Raw genomic sequence first — 15,276 nt, 5'->3', positions numbered from 1 at the left:
TTGCTTTTTGCGTCTATGCGGTGAAGTCTCAGACTTTGGCGGCCTCGAAGGCCGCCTCAAGGTCGCGCCAAAGCGCTTCCGTGCCCTCCAGCCCGACATGAATGCGCACTGAGCGCGGATCGAGGCCGAAAGCTTGAGCCGAATTCGGCTGCGCCTTCTGCGCCAGAACCACCTCTCCGGGCACGATCAGGCTTTCATGACCGCCCCAACTGACGCCGAGCTTGAACAGCGAGAGCCGGTCGCAGAAGGCCTTGATGTCGATGCGTCGGGAAAGGTGGAAGGAAAACAGGCCGGAGGTTCCGGAAAGCCCGGGCGGAAGCTGGTTTTTCAGCCCCGGATGGCAGACCTTGGTGACATCGTCGCGGGCGGCAAGCCGCCTGCCGATTTCAAGCGCGGAGGTCTCATGCGCCTTCATCCGGATAGCAAGCGTTCTCAGTCCGCGCGTCAGAAGCCAGGCCTCGAAAGGGGCGAGCTTGCCGCCGAGATAGGACAGCGCCTCCCCGCGCAGCCGGCCGATCATCTCCCGCGATCCGGCGACGACGCCAGCGACGACATCGCTGTGGCCGGAGATATACTTGGAGGCCGAATGGAGAACGAGATCGACGCCGAGCGTGATCGGCTGCTGGAAAACGGGGCTTGCCCAGGAATTGTCGATCACCGAGATCGCGCCATGTTTTTTTGCGAGCGCCGCCAGCGCGCCGACGTCGTGGGCCTCCATTTCCCAACTCGTCGGGCTTTCCATATAGAACAGCTTCGCGCCGGAAAGCGCCGCATCGACCGCTTCAAGGTCCAGCCCGTCCACATACTCAACCTCGATCTTCATCCGCTTCAGGATGGTGCCGAACAGCCGGTAAACATCGGGATAGACGTTGCGCACGGCAACGATCCGGTCTCCCGGCTCGACGAAAGTGATGATCGCCGCCGAAATCGCCGCCATCCCGCTGGCAAAGCCGACCGCGTCCTCCGCCTTTTCCATGCGCGCCAGCATCTCCTCGAACACCCTGACCGTCGGGTTCGCGGCGCGCGAATAGACGAAACGCTCCTTCCGGCCGGCATAGGTGTCGAGCATCTCGTCGTAGTTCCCAAAGGTGAAAAGCGACGTCTGCACGATCGGCGGAACGACGGCGGCGAAGGCGTGGCCCTCGTCATGTGCGCCGATCAGCGCGATTTCTTCGGCTTGGGAGAGGCCGTCATTCATTTGGACATTTCCTTGATGTCTTCCTCGACGACGTCGAGGATCTTCAGTGTTTCCCGCCGCGCGGCCTCGGTATCCTGGGCGGCGATGGCGTCGAACAAAGTGCGGTGATAGGGAAAGGAGCGGCGGGCGAAATCCGGACGGTCGAAAGGCTTGGTCCAGAATTTCTCGAACGCCTCGCGCATCTGCTCCAGAAGCTGGCGGAACAAAGGATTATGCGTGGCGTCGTAGATCGCCAGATGCAGTTCAAGGTCTTCCGGTCCGGACGTGCCCTTGGACAGGTGCACGCACTCCATCGCGTCGAGCCTTTCCTCTATGATCTTCAGGTCCGCGGCGGTGCGGCGCCGCGCTGCGGCCATGGCGGCCTCCGCCTCGATGCCGCGGCGCACTTCCAGCGTCTGCAGCAAAGCGTCACGGAGATTGACCGCATCCAGAGACAACGGCATGTGGATGGTGGCCGACGAGATCGGCTTGAGCAGAAAGGTACCGCTGCCCTTGCGGGTCTCCATCACGCCGAGCGATTGAAAGTGGCGGATCACCTCGCGGATCGTCGAGCGCCCGACGCCAAGCGCCGCCATCAGCTCGCGTTCGGCCGGGATACGACCGCCTGGCTTCAAGCCGGAGCGCGACACGTAGTCCACCAGTGCGTCGGCGACCTGTCGCACGCGGCTTATCGGTGCAAGCGGCATGATAGCGGTTTTTTCATCGTTCATGCGTCAGCCATGCTGCCGGGAAGGCGCAAGAAACCGCTCCCGCAAGGGCAAGGCCCGATGCGGCACCAGACGGGATCAGTCCCGTTTCAGACCGGTTTTCTCAAGAAGCCTTCCGGCGTTCCCCTGATTATTTGCTTTTAAATTGGTCTGACATCATAGCAAAGCAAACAGCGCGACCTGTCAAGGGGGTGTAATGCGCGAAAGGGCTTTGAAACATCCTTGAGTTTAGTGTGGCCGCTCCCGTAGGATTTCGTAAGGTGCTTTGCCCTTGAATGCCCCATGTGGTCTGGCGAGGTTATAAAACTTCTCCCAATCATAGTGTGAGCGGGGCGCCACCTGATCACCAGCAATCTGCCCTTTGACGAATGGACCGAAATCCAGGGATTCGAGCGACTGACCGGCGCTCTGCTCGATCGCGTCACTCACCATGTCAACATTCTCGAAATGAATGGCGACAGCTCTCGTCTCGCCCAAAGCCGTGCCCGAAAGGCTGGCTGAAACCCTTCAGAAAATCGCAACGCAGGCACGAGCCCCCCGCTCGGGCTACGCCCTACCGCGAACCTCATGTCTGCGTCCAAAGTGGCCGACTTGTGCTCCGCCGCGTGGCCGGTTTTTACGCCGCCGCGGACCGAGGGTATATCGTCGTGTCGATTTACACTTGAACTGGATTCGGGCAAATTTTGCAGAAACGTTCCACTTCAATTGAGACATTATGGAAACGCGATTTTTTTGCCTATTCCGGCCAGATAAGTGACGGTTCGTTCGATTTTGGATTTCCACCCATAATGAATGCCGCAGTCGATCTACCGTGCGACGAGTCCCATTTTGAGTTTAAGAAACTCACAACTGAATTGACCTGTCCCTCGCGAGCTCGCGCATGATGTCGGGAAGGCGCGCCTCGGCGCTGGCGCTGAGATCGGCGTAGACCGAGTTTCCGTGAGCGTCGATGGCCACGGTCAGCGGTCCGAACGTGTCCAGCCTGACCCGGGAAAGGCGGAACTGGACGATCAGGTCGTTCCAGCCGGTTTCGCAGACCGCCTCGATGCCTTCCGTCAGCAACGGCGCGCCGCCGCCGAGGATGGAAAGATAGACGCAGCCGGCCTTCTTCATCGCGGCAACGCTTTCGGCATCGAGACCGCCCTTGCCGCCGACGACGGTCAGGCCGAAATGGGTGATGATGTGCGGCATGAAGGCATTGAAGCGCGTGCTGGTGGTGGGGTTGACGTAAAGCGGGCGCAACGCGCCGTCCTCTTCCCGGCTCATGCAGCCGAGATGGAAGAACGCTCCGCCGTCCATGGAAACCGGCGGCATTCGGCCCTCTTCAACGCAGTCCAGCAGGCGCTGGTGCGTGGGATAGCCCGCGGTGATCACGGCATCTCCCCGCAGAAAGACGGTATCGCCGAGCTTCAGGGACCGCGCCAGAACTGGCGAGACCGGCAGATCGAGAAGGTACTCACTCAAGATAGGCTACCTCTCCGTCATTGTTGATGCGCGCCCGGGTGCGCCTGTTGATCCAGCAGTTGAAGCAGACGGCAACGGGGGTGAAGCCGTGGCCGGAGGCATAATCGATGTGAACGCCGAGCGCGGTAGTGTCGCCGCCGGTCCCCATCGGCCCGAAGCCCGTCTTGTTGACGGCGCGGGTGAGCCGGTCTTCCATCGCGGCCAAGATCGGCTCAGGATTGGTGGTCCCGAACGGACGGAGCGTCTGCAGCTTCGCCATTTTCGCCGCATGGTCGAAGGAGCCGCCAATGCCCACGCCGATGACCACCGGCGGGCAATGCTGCGAGCCTGCCCTTATCGAGACATCGAGAATATAGCGCTCGATCTCCTCAAGCTTTGGATAGCTGAAGATTTCCAGCGCGGCCCAGCGCCCGGAGCCGAGCGCCTTGGGGGAACAGGTGATATCGATGCAATCGTCATCCGAGACGAAATCCCAGGTGATATGCGGCATATCCTTGCCGTGGTAGCTGCGCTCGCCGGTCAGCGGGTTGGTGACGAATTTCAGGATCGGCGGCTCGATCGTTCTCACCAGTTCGTCGAACGCATCGACAAACGCCTTCTTGATATCGCCCTCAAACCGGGCCTTCGTGCCGATCTTGACGAAATAGACAGGAAAGCCCGCATCCGAACAGACAAAGGTCGATTTCTCTTCGGCGCGGCGGGCGCTCTTGATCATGAATTCGAGCGTCGTGCGGGCAGAAGGCGAGCTTTCCGTTTCAAGGGCGGTTGCCAGCGCCTCTTTCGAGTTTTCCGGAATGCGCCTGAGCGCCCTGTCATAGAGCGCCCGTGCGGTTTCCCTGATGATATCGCAGGTGATGGTCATCGCCGATCACTCCAGAAGTTCTGCGGGCACGGTGATGCCGAGTTGCCGCCCGCGTTCGGCAAGCGCTTGCACCACGGCGGGGGCGAGCCTGACCCGGCCCGTGCTCGCGGCCAGTTGTTCCGCGCTGCGTTCGCCGGGCGTATAGAGCCGGTCCACGCCTTCGGCCCTGCGCGATTGCCGCACCCCGGCGATCGCTTCATCCGCCTCCGCCTTGAATTCCTCAAGTGGCCGGAATGAAGCGATATCAAGCACGATGAACAGATAGGACGACATCTGCGGTCCGATGGTGCTGTCGTCGATCAGGCCGAGTTTCGTCCCCCACGCCCCGCCGGATAGCAACCCGGCGAGCAGATCGATCATGAAGGCCAGGCCAAAGCCCTTTGCGCCGCCGGCCGGCAGCAACAGTCCTTTCATCGCCTCCGCCGGGTCCGTGGTCGCAACGCCCTCGGCATCAAGCGCCCAGCCGTCGGGAATGTCCTGGCCAAGCGCATTTGCCTGCCGGATGCGGCCGTAAGTGCCCGCGCTGGTCGCCATATCGAGCACGATCGCTTCCCTTGAGGCCGGTATGCCGATCGCCAGCGGATTGGTGCCGACGAGTTTTTCCGCGCCGCCGGGAGCGGCCATCACTGGCTTGGTGTTGCCCATGGCAATGCCCACGCAGCCGGCCTCGGCGGCCATGCGCACATAGCGCCCGACCACGCCCATGTGCTGCGCCCGGCGGACCGCGACGGCTGCTATGCCGGTTTCACGGGCCGTCTCGATGGCCATCTTCATCGCATCCTCGGCGACCAGATGGCCTTCCATGCCATCCGCATCGAGCACGATCGCTCCGTGGCTGCGGCTGACGACCATCGGCGCGTCGGCGGTCGACATCGCGCCCGCGATCAGCCGCTCGATATATCTGTCGGCCTGCAACAATCCGTGCGAACCGCGCCCGGAGAGATCGGCCTCGATCAGCGCGTCGGCAACGCGGCCCGCCGCCTTTGCGGAAAGGCCGGCCGCGCTAAAAAGCCCGGTCGCGAACCGGCGCAGAATGTCGGCGGAAAAAGTTTTCTCATCTGACATTGGCGGAACTCCGCAGCATGGCAAAACGCATTCGCCTCCCGGCGGCATGCGTCGGGAAGCCGGGCTGGAGACCTGTCCTGCCCGGCTTGTCTGGCTTATTGCGCGGTGATGCCCGCTTCCTTGATCACCACTGCGAATTTTTCGTAGTCGCCGGCAATCACCTGTTCGAATTCTTCGGGCGTGCTCGCGGCGATCGCGGTTCCGAGCTTGCCGAAAAACGCCTTGGCCTTGTCGGTTTCGAGATATTCAACGATCGCAGCGTTCAGTTCATCGATGATTTCCTTTGGCGTCCCCGCCGGCGCGACAAAACCGTTCCAGGCGGTCAGTTCGTAGCCCTCGACGAACTCGCCGACCGCCGGCACGTCCGGCAGGATCTCGGACCGCTCGGTACTGGTGATCGCCAGGGGTATGAGCGCGCCGGATTCGATGTGCGGCACGGCCGTCGTCAGCGTGTCGAAGGCGAACGGAATTTCGCCCGAGATCAGAGCACCGAGCAGATTGCCGCTGCCGGCATAGGGGATGTGCACCACGTCGCCGCCGATATCCTGCAGCAGCATTTCCATCGACAGATGCTGGCTGTAGCCGATCCCGCCGCTGCCATAGTCGAACTTGCCGGGATTGGCCTTGATCTTGTCGACCCACTCCGGAAAGGTCTTGACGCCGAAAGACGGGTTCACCAGCAGCAGGTTCGGCGCATAGGAGACCATGGTGATCGCCTCGAAATCCTTGACCGGATCGTAGTTCACATCCGGGTTCAGCGAGGGAAGGATCGAAAACGACGAGAAGATGAACTGGATGGTGTAGCCATCCGGTTCGGCGCTCCTGACCTCCGAGGCCGCCAGCGCGCCGCCAGCGCCCGGCAGGTTCTCGACCACGAAGGTTTTGCCGAATTTGTCGCTCAGCGCATCGGCCACGAGCCGGGAAACGGTATCGGCCGTGCCGCCAGGCGATGAACCGACGACGACGCGGACGATATCGTTCGGATAGTCACCGTCCGCAGCGGCGGCGGCGCCCGTCAATGTCGCGAGCGCCAGGGAAATGGACGTTAGTAGTGCCAGGGGTCTCATGGGGTTCTCCTCCTCATTATGGGTTCAGATTGCGCCTGCGGTGCGCAGGGCGGCGATTTCCTCGGCGCTGTAGCCGAGTTCGGCGAGCAATTCCTCATTGTGCTCGCCCAGACGCGGCGGCGGACGATCGATCCGCGCGCCGCCATGTTCCAGTTTGAACGCGGCCTTCGGGGCCGTGATCCGTCCGGGAATGCCGGGCTCATCCTGGTAGTGGTGTAGAATATCACGGGTCTCGAGCTGGCTGTGGGCCAGCGTTTCCGGCAGCGTCCACACCCTGGCGGCAGGGATGTGATGGTCCTGGAACCAGTCCTCCCACTCGGCCGCCGTCCTGGTCATCAGGATCGGCAGCAGGATAGCCAGTTCCTCGGCGGCACCCGCACGGCGTTCGGCATTGCTGGCCTTGACCAGTTCGGGATGACCGAGCGCCTTCCAGAGCCGCGCCTGCTGGCGCAGGTTGATGGCGGCGATCTGAATCTTGCCATCCTTTGTGTCGTAGAGCCCGCAGGTCGCAAATTCGTGCCGGTTGCCGCCCGCCTTCGGTTCCTTGCCGGAGCGGCTGTAATTGGTCAGATGCGCGCCCATCAGCATCAGCGCGGTATCGAGCATGGAAAGGTCGATATATTGCCCAAGCCCGGTCCTTTCCCGCTGGAATAGCGCTGCCGCGAGCGCGAACGCGCCCATCGCGCCGGTCGAATAGTCGACGGCCGGCGTGCCGACCTTCATCGGCACCATGTCGGCGGTTCCGTTGACCATCATCAGCCCTGACACCGCCTGGATCACCTGATCGTAACCGGTCTGCCCGCCGCGCGGCCCATCCTGCCCGAAGGCGGACATCGAGGCGTAGATCAGGCGGGGATTGAGTTTTCTGAGATCCTCATAGCCAAGCCCGAGCGCCTTCAGCGCCCCCGGCCGGAAGTTCTCGACCAGAACATCCGCGCCGGGCACCAGTCTGCGCAGGATCTCGCGTCCCTCCTCGGTTTTCAGGTCCAGGGTGAACGAGCGCTTGCCGCCATTCTGGATGATGAAGTGGGTGCCGATATTGTCCGCCGAGAGCTCAGGATCGCTGCCGTCGATACGGGTTTGCTCCGGCTCGTGCGGGTTTTCGATCTTGATGACGTCGGCCCCGAAAACCGCGAGTTGATAGGTCGCGAAGGGCGCGGCCAGAACATGGGTAATGTCCAGTACCCTGATGCCCTCGAAGGGGCGGATGTCGTTGATGGGGTCCATGGTCTAGTCCTCGCTTTCACTGAAGGCTTCTTCGCGCTTGCGGGCGATCGACGGCAGCGCGAGCAGCGCGAGCACGATGGCGGCGGCAACCAGAAATGCCAGGCTGATCGGTTCGGTCAGGAAAACGGTCGGATCGCCGCGCGACATCAGCATGCTGCGCCGCAATTGCTCCTCCATCATCGGGCCGAGGATGAAGCCGAGCGTCAGCGGCGCCGGTTCGCAGCCGAGCCGCATCAGCAGGTATCCGAGCAAGGCGAAGAAACCGAGTTCGTACATCGAGAAAAGCGTGCCGGAGGCCGAGTAGATGCCGACCGCGCTGAACGCCATCACCGCCACCACCAGAACCGAATAGGGCACCGACAGGAACTTCACCCACAACCCGATCAGCGGCAGGTTCAGCAGCACCAGCATGAAGTTGCCGATCCACATCGACACGATCAGGCCCCAGAACATGCCCGGCTGCTTGACGATGATGTCGGGTCCCGGCTGGATGCCCTGAATGATCATCGCCCCGATCATCAGCGCCATCACGGCGTTGGACGGCAGGCCGAGGGTGAGCATCGGAATGAAGGCGGTCTGCGAGCCGGCATTGTTAGCCGCTTCGGGCGCGGCAACGCCCTCGATCGCGCCGTGGCCGAATTCGGCGCGGTTCTTCGACACCTTCTTTTCCACGATATAGGCGGCGAACGAGGACAGCATAGCGCCCCCACCCGGCAATATGCCGAGCGCGGAGCCGATCGCGGTTCCGCGCACCGAAGGCATGAAGATGCGCTTGAAATCGGCGCGCGACAGCCAAAGCCCCTTGACCTTCTCGTTCAGGACCTCGCGGACTTCGGTCGTTTCCAGATTGCGCAGGATCTCGGCGATACCGAAAAGCCCGATGGCCAGCGCGACGATATCGACGCCGTCTGCAAGCTCCAGCATGCCCATGTTCAGCCGGGTCGTACCGGTGTAGATATCCGTGCCGATAATGCCGAGCAGCAGCCCGAGCAGCACCATGGCTATGGCTTTCAGCACCGAGCCGTGGGCGAGCACGACGGATGCGATCAGGCCAAGCACCATCATCGAGAAGTAGGATGGCGGCCGGAACGCCATCGCCACATGGGTGAGCGGGGCCGCAAACAGCGCGATCACCAGCGTCGCGATCGTTCCGGCAAAAAGCGAGGATAGCGCCGCGGTCGCAAGCGCCGGCCCCGCCCGGCCCTTGCGCGCCATCTGGTAGCCATCCAGCGTGGTGACGGCCGACGACGCCTCGCCGGGCAGGTTGAGCAGGATCGCCGTCGTCGAGCCGCCATACTGGGCGCCGTAATAGATGCCGGCGAGCATGATCAGCGCCGAATCCGGCCCCATGGAAAACGTGACCGGCAGCAGGATGGCGATCGTCGCCAGCGGTCCGACACCTGGCAGGACCCCGACCAGCGTGCCGCCCAGGACGCCGACAAAGCAGAAGAACAGGTTATTGACGGCAAAGGCGACCGAGAAGCCGAGCGCGAGATTGTTGATGAAATCCACTGTTCAGCCCCCTATCGCAGCCAGTTGCCGAGAACAGGCAGGTTGAGACCGAGCGCCACGGAAAAAATACCGATGCAAAGCAGCGTGACCGCGACCGACAACGCCACGGCCTTCGGCAGCGTCATCTCCTTGATCGCCATGGCCGAGCAGAAACACAGCAGAAGAAGCGCAATGGCAAGCCCGAGCGGTTTCATGGCCGCGCCGAACAGGATGAGCGCCACCGGCAGCAGCACGACCGCCCGCCACGGGACATTGGCGAGCGTCAACGGCGCTTCATCCGATCGCAGGCCGTTGACGACGATGACAAGGCCGAGCAGCGCGAGAAGGCCGCCAAGGGCTGCCGGAAAGAACCCGGGCCCCATCCGGAACGCATTGCCGAGATTGAGGCTGAAGACCGATGAAACGCAGAACCACAGTCCGAACGCTATGAAAAGCAATCCGGAAATCAGATCGGCGTTGAGTTTTGTTTTCTGCATGTTTCAAGCATTTCTCGTCGTTTTGAAGGAATCCGCCGCGGCGCGTTCACAATATCCGCATGCCGATTCAGCGAAATAGCCACACAACGACGTTTCGTCAGGCGAAAGGCGTCGATAACAACAAGGTGTGCTTCTTCGGGCTCCGGCAAGATGGGCTGGCGCAAGGCTACAGCCAGAACGGCATGGCTTTCCGGGTGAACGAGGGAGGTGACGACCGACATGAAGATTACCGAAGTCCACGGCAGCGGCTACCGGCTGCCGCTGAAGCAGCCGTTTACCTCCAGCCGTGTGACCATGACCCATCGCGAACTGGTTCTGGTCGAGGTGGCCGCGTCGGACGGCAGCAGCGGGACCGGCTGGTGCACGACGGCAGGCGTGGGCGCGGCCGCCGCCGAAGCGCTGATCACCGGCTATCTCGCCCCGATGCTGATCGGGATGGACCCGCGCAACACCGAGCAGGTCTGGCAGCGGTTGTGGATGGAATGCCATGCCGCCGGGCCGGGCGGCATCACCACGCTTTCGCTTTCGGCGATCGACATCGCCATGTGGGACCTGAAGGCGAAGGCGGCCGGCGAGCCGCTCCATCGGTTGCTGGGCGGTGCCCGAAGCGCGGTCGAGGTCTATGCCAGCGCCATCAACCTCCACCTTTCGTTGGATGAACTTCTGGAGCAGACGCGCAGGCAGCTTGGCGAAGGCTACAGGGCGTTCAAGCTCAAGGTCGGAAGGCCGGGGCTGCATGAGGACCGGGAGCGCGTCATGGCGGTTCGCGATCTCATCGGCATGGACTGCCAGCTCATGCTCGATGCCAACCAGAAGTGGTCGCCCGGCGAGGCGATCCAGCGTTCACGCCTGCTCATCGATGCCGCGCCGCTGTTTCTGGAAGAGCCGCTACTCTCCGATACGATCGATGGCCATGCCGCCTTGCGGGCGGCAACCGGCATGCCGATCGCGGCGGGCGAGCAGCTTTGCAACCGTTTCGAATTCTGGAACTATATCCGCGCCGGCGCGCTGGATTTCCTGCAACCCGATGTCTGGAAGGTCGGCGGCATCACCGAATTCGTGAAGATCGCGGCGCTCGGCGCGGCGGCGGGCATTCCGGTCTCCCCTCACGGGGCTGCGGAGCTTTCGGTCCATCTCGCGGCAGCGCTCCCGAACGCAATGCATGTGGAGAATATCTTCGGTCTCAACCTGTTCGATTTCGGCGCGACATCCGCACCGCTACCGATCAGCGGGGGGAAACACCAGCTCTCCGATGCGCCGGGTCACGGCGTCCGGTTCGAAAAGGATGCGCTTCGCACCCACAAGTTCATTCCCGGAAGCACCATCGACAGAAAGCCGCTCTACCATTTTTCCGGCTAGGCCGCCGTAAATCTGAAAGTCGGACCGCGCGCTCAGACACTGCTCAACAGCAGGCTGGTCTCGCTGTTCGACACGCCCTCGATCATCCGGACCTCCTGCAGGATCCGGTCGAATTCGGAGATGGTGGAGGTCCGGATACTGGCGACGAGGTCCCAGCTGCCATTGGTGGTATGCAGCGAATAGACTTCCGGCAGACCGCGCAGCTTGCGAATGACTTGGGTCGCCGATTTGCCGACGACCTCGATCATCATCACCGCGTGAATCCTGTCATCCTCGTAAAGTGGTTTTCCTTAAATCTCTGCCTTTTCAATTACCCAATTTCGAAACAGAAAGAAAGACAATGCTGGGGTCGTCGCCGGTCCCAATCCCTTCAAGACCAGAATAGCGATGCTATCTTCCGCAGTGCTGCGGGTTGAACGACAGTTTCGCGTCCCATTTCAGCCAAGCAACGGTTCGTGATTGGATTCCAGAACCAGACACTCGTTGAGTAGCGAACAAATGACCACGATTCGAACTAAGCGACCAGTCCTCAGGGCGAAATGAACGTGTCAGATGGGCGGGGAACGAACGTTCACCGTGCAGGAGGCAAATGATGGATGTGCGGCCCCGCCAGACTGTCGCTTCAGGTGCTCAATCAATGTGACCAAGCTCGCATGAGGCGACATTTCGGCACGCTTTCCATTGCTTCGGGACGACTTTGATGATCCAATAGTTCGGGCTTCAAATCGAGGGAAACGATGCTCACTTCTCGCGTCCCTGAAAACAAGACGGCCGGATCGATTATCGACCACCTCTGGTGCGTCTCAGACCCTGAGGCCTCTGGATTCGAGGCTTTGCTGCCGTCTGGACGGTGCCAGATCATTTTCAGTCTTGCCGGTATGTCGCTTCTGGATGGCGCTTCGGGCGGCGGGCCACTGGCGGTTTTCCAAGGGCCTTCTACAACAGTCAGACGTATTCCGCGCCGGCCCCAGCAATCGAGAGTACCGCAAAGTGTGGGGCAATTGCGTTTTGGGTTTTGTGATGCCAAGGGTTTTGGATGTCACCCGCGCCGCAAATCTATCAAATAAAAGTTCGTCTTCTCGGTATCAGCCCGATGGTTTGGCGGCGCGTTTTGATTCCGGCATCGACAACCCTGCACGAGTTGCACGGCATTCTTCAGGTGGCTATGGGCTGGGAGGGCATCCATTTGTTTCTCTTCAATGTCCACGCGGTCAGCTACGGTTCATTTGATCTTCATGTTTCCAGACCGGATATCGCTCTACAGACATTCGAACTGCGAGAGCGTGAAAGATTTTCATATGTGTATGATATGGGCGACCATTGGGAACACGAAATACGCATTGAGAAGATAAGTACACTGACTGCAGGTAAATCCTACCCAAGTTGCACTGGTGGATCTGGGGCTTGCCCGCCGGAGGATTGTGGCGGGCCGCATGGCTACCTGGAACGACGGGATGAGGCTGATTGCTATGATGCCTGGAGAGACATGGACATCATGGCTGATTTTCTCGAAGATATCGCAGTCGCGAGTACGCCTGATCGCGCGGTATCTGACTTCCTGTCTGATGATGTCGAAGCCGCAATGGAGCGAATGGTTGCGCGCGCACCTTTCATTGAGGGAACATCTTCACGGGGACAGGTGAATAAGCGCTTCCGCGCCGGCAACCACCGACAATTAATGCATCAGCAGATGTGGTGAAAGTTCTCAGGCTACCTGCTTTTCTGTCCGAGCCTTATGCTCAAATTCATCCATGAACCAGCCGATGAAACCAGCTTCAGGCAATGGAAGCAGTGGATTCAAGTGGGCGTCACTGCGGGCGTCGTAGCCTGCTTTTCAAGGCTGGTTGGCACTCCTCACGCACCGAGGCGCACAAACGGCATAAGAAAGTTGGCAGGAAAGTACGAGCATGGATGTTGAAATCAAAGTCACAATCACCGCCCCGGACGGCACGACCCACACCGACACGATAGGTAAGCTCACCAAAGGGTTTGAAACAATCGGCGAAATCGGACTGAGTATTGACGAAAGCAAGACGCTCCTGCTGAATATCCAGCAAAAGATCGTGGGCGCGCAGTGTGCAGCCTCTTGCGCCGAGCGCGCATCCTGCCAGTGCTGCGGTCTAAAACTGAGATGCAAGGCGCGCCGACAAATCAGATATCGTACGGTTTTCGGTGATGTCGGTGTCAACAGTCCTCGCTTCTACCAGTGCTTTTGCCAGGACATGTCGGCCAGGACTTTCAGTCCCTTGACCGAGCTTCTGCCCGACCACGTTGCCCCAGAGCTGCTCTGGCTGGAAACGAAATGGGCATCGTTAATGTCTTTCGGGGTCACCACAGACCTTCTGAAGGATGTCTTGCCCATCAATAGGAAACTCAGTTCGGACAGTATCCGCCGACATTTGGGGCGTATAGCAACTCGCATGGAAACAGATCTGGCTGACGAGCGCTTCAGCTTCATTAGCACCAACGCTCATCAACGGGCACAACTTTCCAATCCGGAAGGACCGATTACGGTCGGAATTGATGGCGGCTATGTTCGATCCCGTGATGTCGACCAGTCGCATTTTGAAGTGACGGTGGGCAAGTCGATCTCGACAGATCGGCCCAGTCGCTACTTGGGTCTCGTCCAAAGCCATGACGACAAACCGAAACGGCGGCTGCATGAAGTGCTGAAAGACCAAGGTTGGCAGGAAAACCAGATGGTAACATTCATGACCGATGGCGGCGACACAGTCATCAAGATGGCCCGCCATATGGCGCCTGCGTCGGAACACATCCTCGACTGGTTTCATATCACCATGCGCATCACGGTAATGCAGCAATATGTGAAGGGGCTGGCTCATAGCAATCCAGAAGAAGCTGAGGCTATCTCCCGCCTGCTCCGCCAAATCAAAGGCTTCCTTTGGCATGGCAATCTACATGACGGCCGGACAATAATCGGAGATCTGGTCATTGATCTGGATGAGATCGAAACCGACTACCCGAGCTTCAAGGCCTTGCGCAAATCCGCTGCCGAATTCGAAACCTACATTGCGAACAACGCCAACATGATCCCGAACTATGCGGAACGGCGGCGCTATGGTGAACGTGTCTCAACCGGTTTCGTCGAAAGCACCGTGAACACTGTTGTTGGCAAGCGCTTCAACAAACGCCAGCAGATGCGTTGGTCCAGACGGGGCGCTCATCTCATGTTGCAAACTCGTACCCGAACGCTCGATGGAACGCTGCGTGCGAAATTTGAGCACTGGTATTCAGGAATGGAATCAAGCACAGAAAACAGAATGGCAGCCTAATTGCCCCACACTTTGCGGTACTCTCCTTTTAAATTGCTCTTGTTCCGGCCCGTTTACCCAGAAAACCGGGGGCGTCCTCCTTAGGTTTTACATGCATCGACTTCCGGATACTCGACCGGCTCCTTTTGCAGTACGGGTGCAGTGGTTTCCTTGTTCATTGTCATGATGCTGGCGGCAAGGCCAATCCTCCTGAATTCCGTGGGGCTGACGCGGAAGTAGCGGCGGAACACCTTCGCGTAATAGTTCGGGTCGGTAAAACCGGACATGCCGGCTACCTCCTTGACGGTGTGATCGCCGCTTGCCAGAAGCCGGGTCGATTGTTTCAAGCGGCGCAGGAGCACATATTCTGCAGGCGGCATGCCCTCTGACTGGGCAAACAGCCGTGAGAAATGCGAGCGGCTGAAGCCCGAGATTTCCGCCAGCCTGTCGACGGGCAGCGGCTTTTCCAGATTGGCATCGATATAGTGCGTGACCCGCTGCATCGCCCGGCTTTCGACCGGCGGCATGGTGTGAACGCCGAAAACGTCGTCATAAAGCAGCATGGTCACCTCATAGGCGACGGCAGAGGCCCGGGCCGGGGTGTCGGTTTCCGACGAAAGCAGGCGCCCCAGACAATCGGCGAGCTGATTAACGGTCTCCTCCTTGAGTTTCAGCACAGGGCCGGCGGTCGCCAGAACGGCCCTTTGAATGCGCATGGCCTCCTCGCCGTTGAGCGAGATCCAGAAGAACTCCCACATGCCGTCGGCTTCCAGCCAGTAGCGGTGGTTGTGCGGGATCAGGGTGAGCATGGTTTCACCCGGCCGGATACGATAGGTCTGGTTTTCAAAACGCAGATTTCCCGCGCCGGCAACGGTGTACTGGATCACTGAAAACGGACTTTGGCCCCGTCTTCTTCCGTCCCACTGATAGTCCGGTCGGGTGCGAATCTCGTAGCCGGCACTGACGGGCATGGCATGCAGGTCCTGATGGCCGCGCGGCAGGGAAATCAGTCGCCCGATCGGCGCTTTTGCCCGCAATTCCTGCAGCACAAAATTACCCATGAAAGC

The 15,276-nt window shown here is 60.4% G+C and carries 14 protein-coding genes and 2 pseudogenes; 4 read left to right on the top strand and 12 right to left on the bottom strand.

Annotated features, from left to right (window positions below):
* Nucleotides 1-28: 28 nt before the first annotated feature.
* The gene (locus HQ843_RS27170) at nucleotides 29-1,198 is read right to left on the bottom strand and encodes a PLP-dependent transferase (RefSeq protein WP_180902643.1); all 1,170 of its coding nucleotides are present in this window, start codon (nucleotides 1,196-1,198) and stop codon (nucleotides 29-31) included.
* The gene (locus HQ843_RS27165; protein WP_180902644.1) at nucleotides 1,195-1,908 is read right to left on the bottom strand and encodes a FadR/GntR family transcriptional regulator; all 714 of its coding nucleotides are present in this window, start codon (nucleotides 1,906-1,908) and stop codon (nucleotides 1,195-1,197) included. Before HQ843_RS27165 ends, HQ843_RS27170 begins: the two co-directional genes overlap by 4 nt.
* A 327-nt stretch (nucleotides 1,909-2,235) precedes the next feature.
* Here HQ843_RS27165 and HQ843_RS27160 point away from each other — a divergent pair.
* A pseudogene (locus HQ843_RS27160) lies at nucleotides 2,236-2,406 on the top strand (ATP-binding protein); the annotation flags it as partial.
* Nucleotides 2,407-2,748: 342 nt separating this feature from the next.
* Here the strand turns inward: HQ843_RS27160 and HQ843_RS27155 are convergent.
* The 8 genes from HQ843_RS27155 to HQ843_RS27120 all read right to left on the bottom strand — a co-directional run bounded on the left by HQ843_RS27155 (nucleotide 2,749) and on the right by HQ843_RS27120 (nucleotide 9,799).
* Nucleotides 2,749-3,369, bottom strand: coding sequence for a fumarate hydratase C-terminal domain-containing protein (locus HQ843_RS27155; protein ID WP_180902645.1), 621 nt, complete (start codon nucleotides 3,367-3,369; stop codon nucleotides 2,749-2,751).
* Nucleotides 3,362-4,231, bottom strand: coding sequence for a fumarate hydratase (locus tag HQ843_RS27150; protein WP_180902646.1), 870 nt, complete (start codon nucleotides 4,229-4,231; stop codon nucleotides 3,362-3,364). The genes HQ843_RS27155 and HQ843_RS27150 overlap by 8 nt, the downstream gene beginning before the upstream one ends.
* A 6-nt stretch (nucleotides 4,232-4,237) precedes the next feature.
* Entirely contained in the window at nucleotides 4,238-5,296 is a 1,059-nt protein-coding gene (locus HQ843_RS27145; RefSeq protein WP_180902647.1) for an Ldh family oxidoreductase, read from the bottom strand.
* A 95-nt stretch (nucleotides 5,297-5,391) separates the two neighbouring features.
* A complete protein-coding gene (locus HQ843_RS27140) occupies nucleotides 5,392-6,363 on the bottom strand; it encodes a Bug family tripartite tricarboxylate transporter substrate binding protein (RefSeq protein WP_180902648.1) in 972 nt (323 codons plus the stop codon).
* A 24-nt stretch (nucleotides 6,364-6,387) separates the two neighbouring features.
* On the bottom strand, nucleotides 6,388-7,590 hold the full coding sequence (locus tag HQ843_RS27135) for a CaiB/BaiF CoA transferase family protein (protein ID WP_180902649.1): 1,203 nt from the start codon (nucleotides 7,588-7,590) through the stop codon (nucleotides 6,388-6,390).
* A gap of 3 nt (nucleotides 7,591-7,593) precedes the next feature.
* Nucleotides 7,594-9,102, bottom strand: coding sequence for a tripartite tricarboxylate transporter permease (locus HQ843_RS27130; protein ID WP_180902650.1), 1,509 nt, complete (start codon nucleotides 9,100-9,102; stop codon nucleotides 7,594-7,596).
* 11 nt (nucleotides 9,103-9,113) lie between these two features.
* Nucleotides 9,114-9,578, bottom strand: a complete 465-nt coding sequence (locus tag HQ843_RS27125) for a tripartite tricarboxylate transporter TctB family protein (RefSeq protein WP_180902651.1) — start codon at nucleotides 9,576-9,578, stop codon at nucleotides 9,114-9,116.
* Nucleotides 9,548-9,799, bottom strand: a complete 252-nt coding sequence (locus HQ843_RS27120) for a hypothetical protein (RefSeq protein ID WP_180902652.1) — start codon at nucleotides 9,797-9,799, stop codon at nucleotides 9,548-9,550. Before HQ843_RS27120 ends, HQ843_RS27125 begins: the two co-directional genes overlap by 31 nt.
* Between HQ843_RS27120 and HQ843_RS27115 the strand changes: the two genes are divergently transcribed.
* Complete coding sequence (locus HQ843_RS27115) at nucleotides 9,798-10,937, top strand: mandelate racemase/muconate lactonizing enzyme family protein (protein WP_180902653.1); 1,140 nt, start codon at nucleotides 9,798-9,800, stop codon at nucleotides 10,935-10,937. The genes HQ843_RS27120 and HQ843_RS27115 overlap by 2 nt on opposite strands.
* Nucleotides 10,938-10,969: 32 nt before the next feature.
* Here the strand turns inward: HQ843_RS27115 and HQ843_RS27110 are convergent.
* Nucleotides 10,970-11,200: pseudogene (locus tag HQ843_RS27110) on the bottom strand (Lrp/AsnC ligand binding domain-containing protein); the annotation flags it as partial.
* 773 nt (nucleotides 11,201-11,973) lie between these two features.
* Between HQ843_RS27110 and HQ843_RS27105 the strand changes: the two are divergent.
* The gene (locus HQ843_RS27105; RefSeq protein ID WP_180902654.1) at nucleotides 11,974-12,636 is read left to right on the top strand and encodes a plasmid pRiA4b ORF-3 family protein; all 663 of its coding nucleotides are present in this window, start codon (nucleotides 11,974-11,976) and stop codon (nucleotides 12,634-12,636) included.
* A 208-nt stretch (nucleotides 12,637-12,844) separates the two neighbouring features.
* Nucleotides 12,845-14,230 carry an ISKra4 family transposase gene (locus HQ843_RS27100; RefSeq protein WP_180902655.1) on the top strand — a complete coding sequence of 462 codons (1,386 nt, stop codon included), beginning with the start codon at nucleotides 12,845-12,847 and terminating at the stop codon, nucleotides 14,228-14,230.
* 80 nt (nucleotides 14,231-14,310) lie between these two features.
* Here HQ843_RS27100 and HQ843_RS27095 read toward each other — a convergent pair whose 3' ends face one another.
* Entirely contained in the window at nucleotides 14,311-15,270 is a 960-nt protein-coding gene (locus HQ843_RS27095; protein ID WP_180902656.1) for an AraC family transcriptional regulator, read from the bottom strand.
* Nucleotides 15,271-15,276: the final 6 nt, after the last annotated feature.

The organism is Martelella sp. NC20, from assembly GCF_013459645.1.
Lineage (GTDB): Bacteria > Pseudomonadota > Alphaproteobacteria > Rhizobiales > Rhizobiaceae > Martelella.
Note: the sequence above shows the minus strand (reverse complement) of the source record. Positions and strands in the feature narration are given on the sequence as shown.

Excerpts from the sequence above, each read along its gene's own strand:
- HQ843_RS27100 (WP_180902655.1), top strand. The coding sequence starts at position 12,845 with ATGGATGTTGAAATCAAAGTCACAATCACCGCCCCGGACGGCACGACC.
- HQ843_RS27120 (WP_180902652.1), bottom strand. The coding sequence starts at position 9,799 with ATGTCGGTCGTCACCTCCCTCGTTCACCCGGAAAGCCATGCCGTTCTG.
- HQ843_RS27170 (WP_180902643.1), bottom strand. The coding sequence starts at position 1,198 with ATGAATGACGGCCTCTCCCAAGCCGAAGAAATCGCGCTGATCGGCGCA.
- HQ843_RS27115 (WP_180902653.1), top strand. The coding sequence starts at position 9,798 with ATGAAGATTACCGAAGTCCACGGCAGCGGCTACCGGCTGCCGCTGAAG.
- HQ843_RS27125 (WP_180902651.1), bottom strand. The coding sequence starts at position 9,578 with ATGCAGAAAACAAAACTCAACGCCGATCTGATTTCCGGATTGCTTTTC.
- HQ843_RS27165 (WP_180902644.1), bottom strand. The coding sequence starts at position 1,908 with ATGAACGATGAAAAAACCGCTATCATGCCGCTTGCACCGATAAGCCGC.
- HQ843_RS27095 (WP_180902656.1), bottom strand. The coding sequence starts at position 15,270 with ATGGGTAATTTTGTGCTGCAGGAATTGCGGGCAAAAGCGCCGATCGGG.
- HQ843_RS27140 (WP_180902648.1), bottom strand. The coding sequence starts at position 6,363 with ATGAGACCCCTGGCACTACTAACGTCCATTTCCCTGGCGCTCGCGACA.
- HQ843_RS27105 (WP_180902654.1), top strand. The coding sequence starts at position 11,974 with ATGTCACCCGCGCCGCAAATCTATCAAATAAAAGTTCGTCTTCTCGGT.
- HQ843_RS27145 (WP_180902647.1), bottom strand. The coding sequence starts at position 5,296 with ATGTCAGATGAGAAAACTTTTTCCGCCGACATTCTGCGCCGGTTCGCG.
- HQ843_RS27135 (WP_180902649.1), bottom strand. The coding sequence starts at position 7,590 with ATGGACCCCATCAACGACATCCGCCCCTTCGAGGGCATCAGGGTACTG.
- HQ843_RS27150 (WP_180902646.1), bottom strand. The coding sequence starts at position 4,231 with ATGACCATCACCTGCGATATCATCAGGGAAACCGCACGGGCGCTCTAT.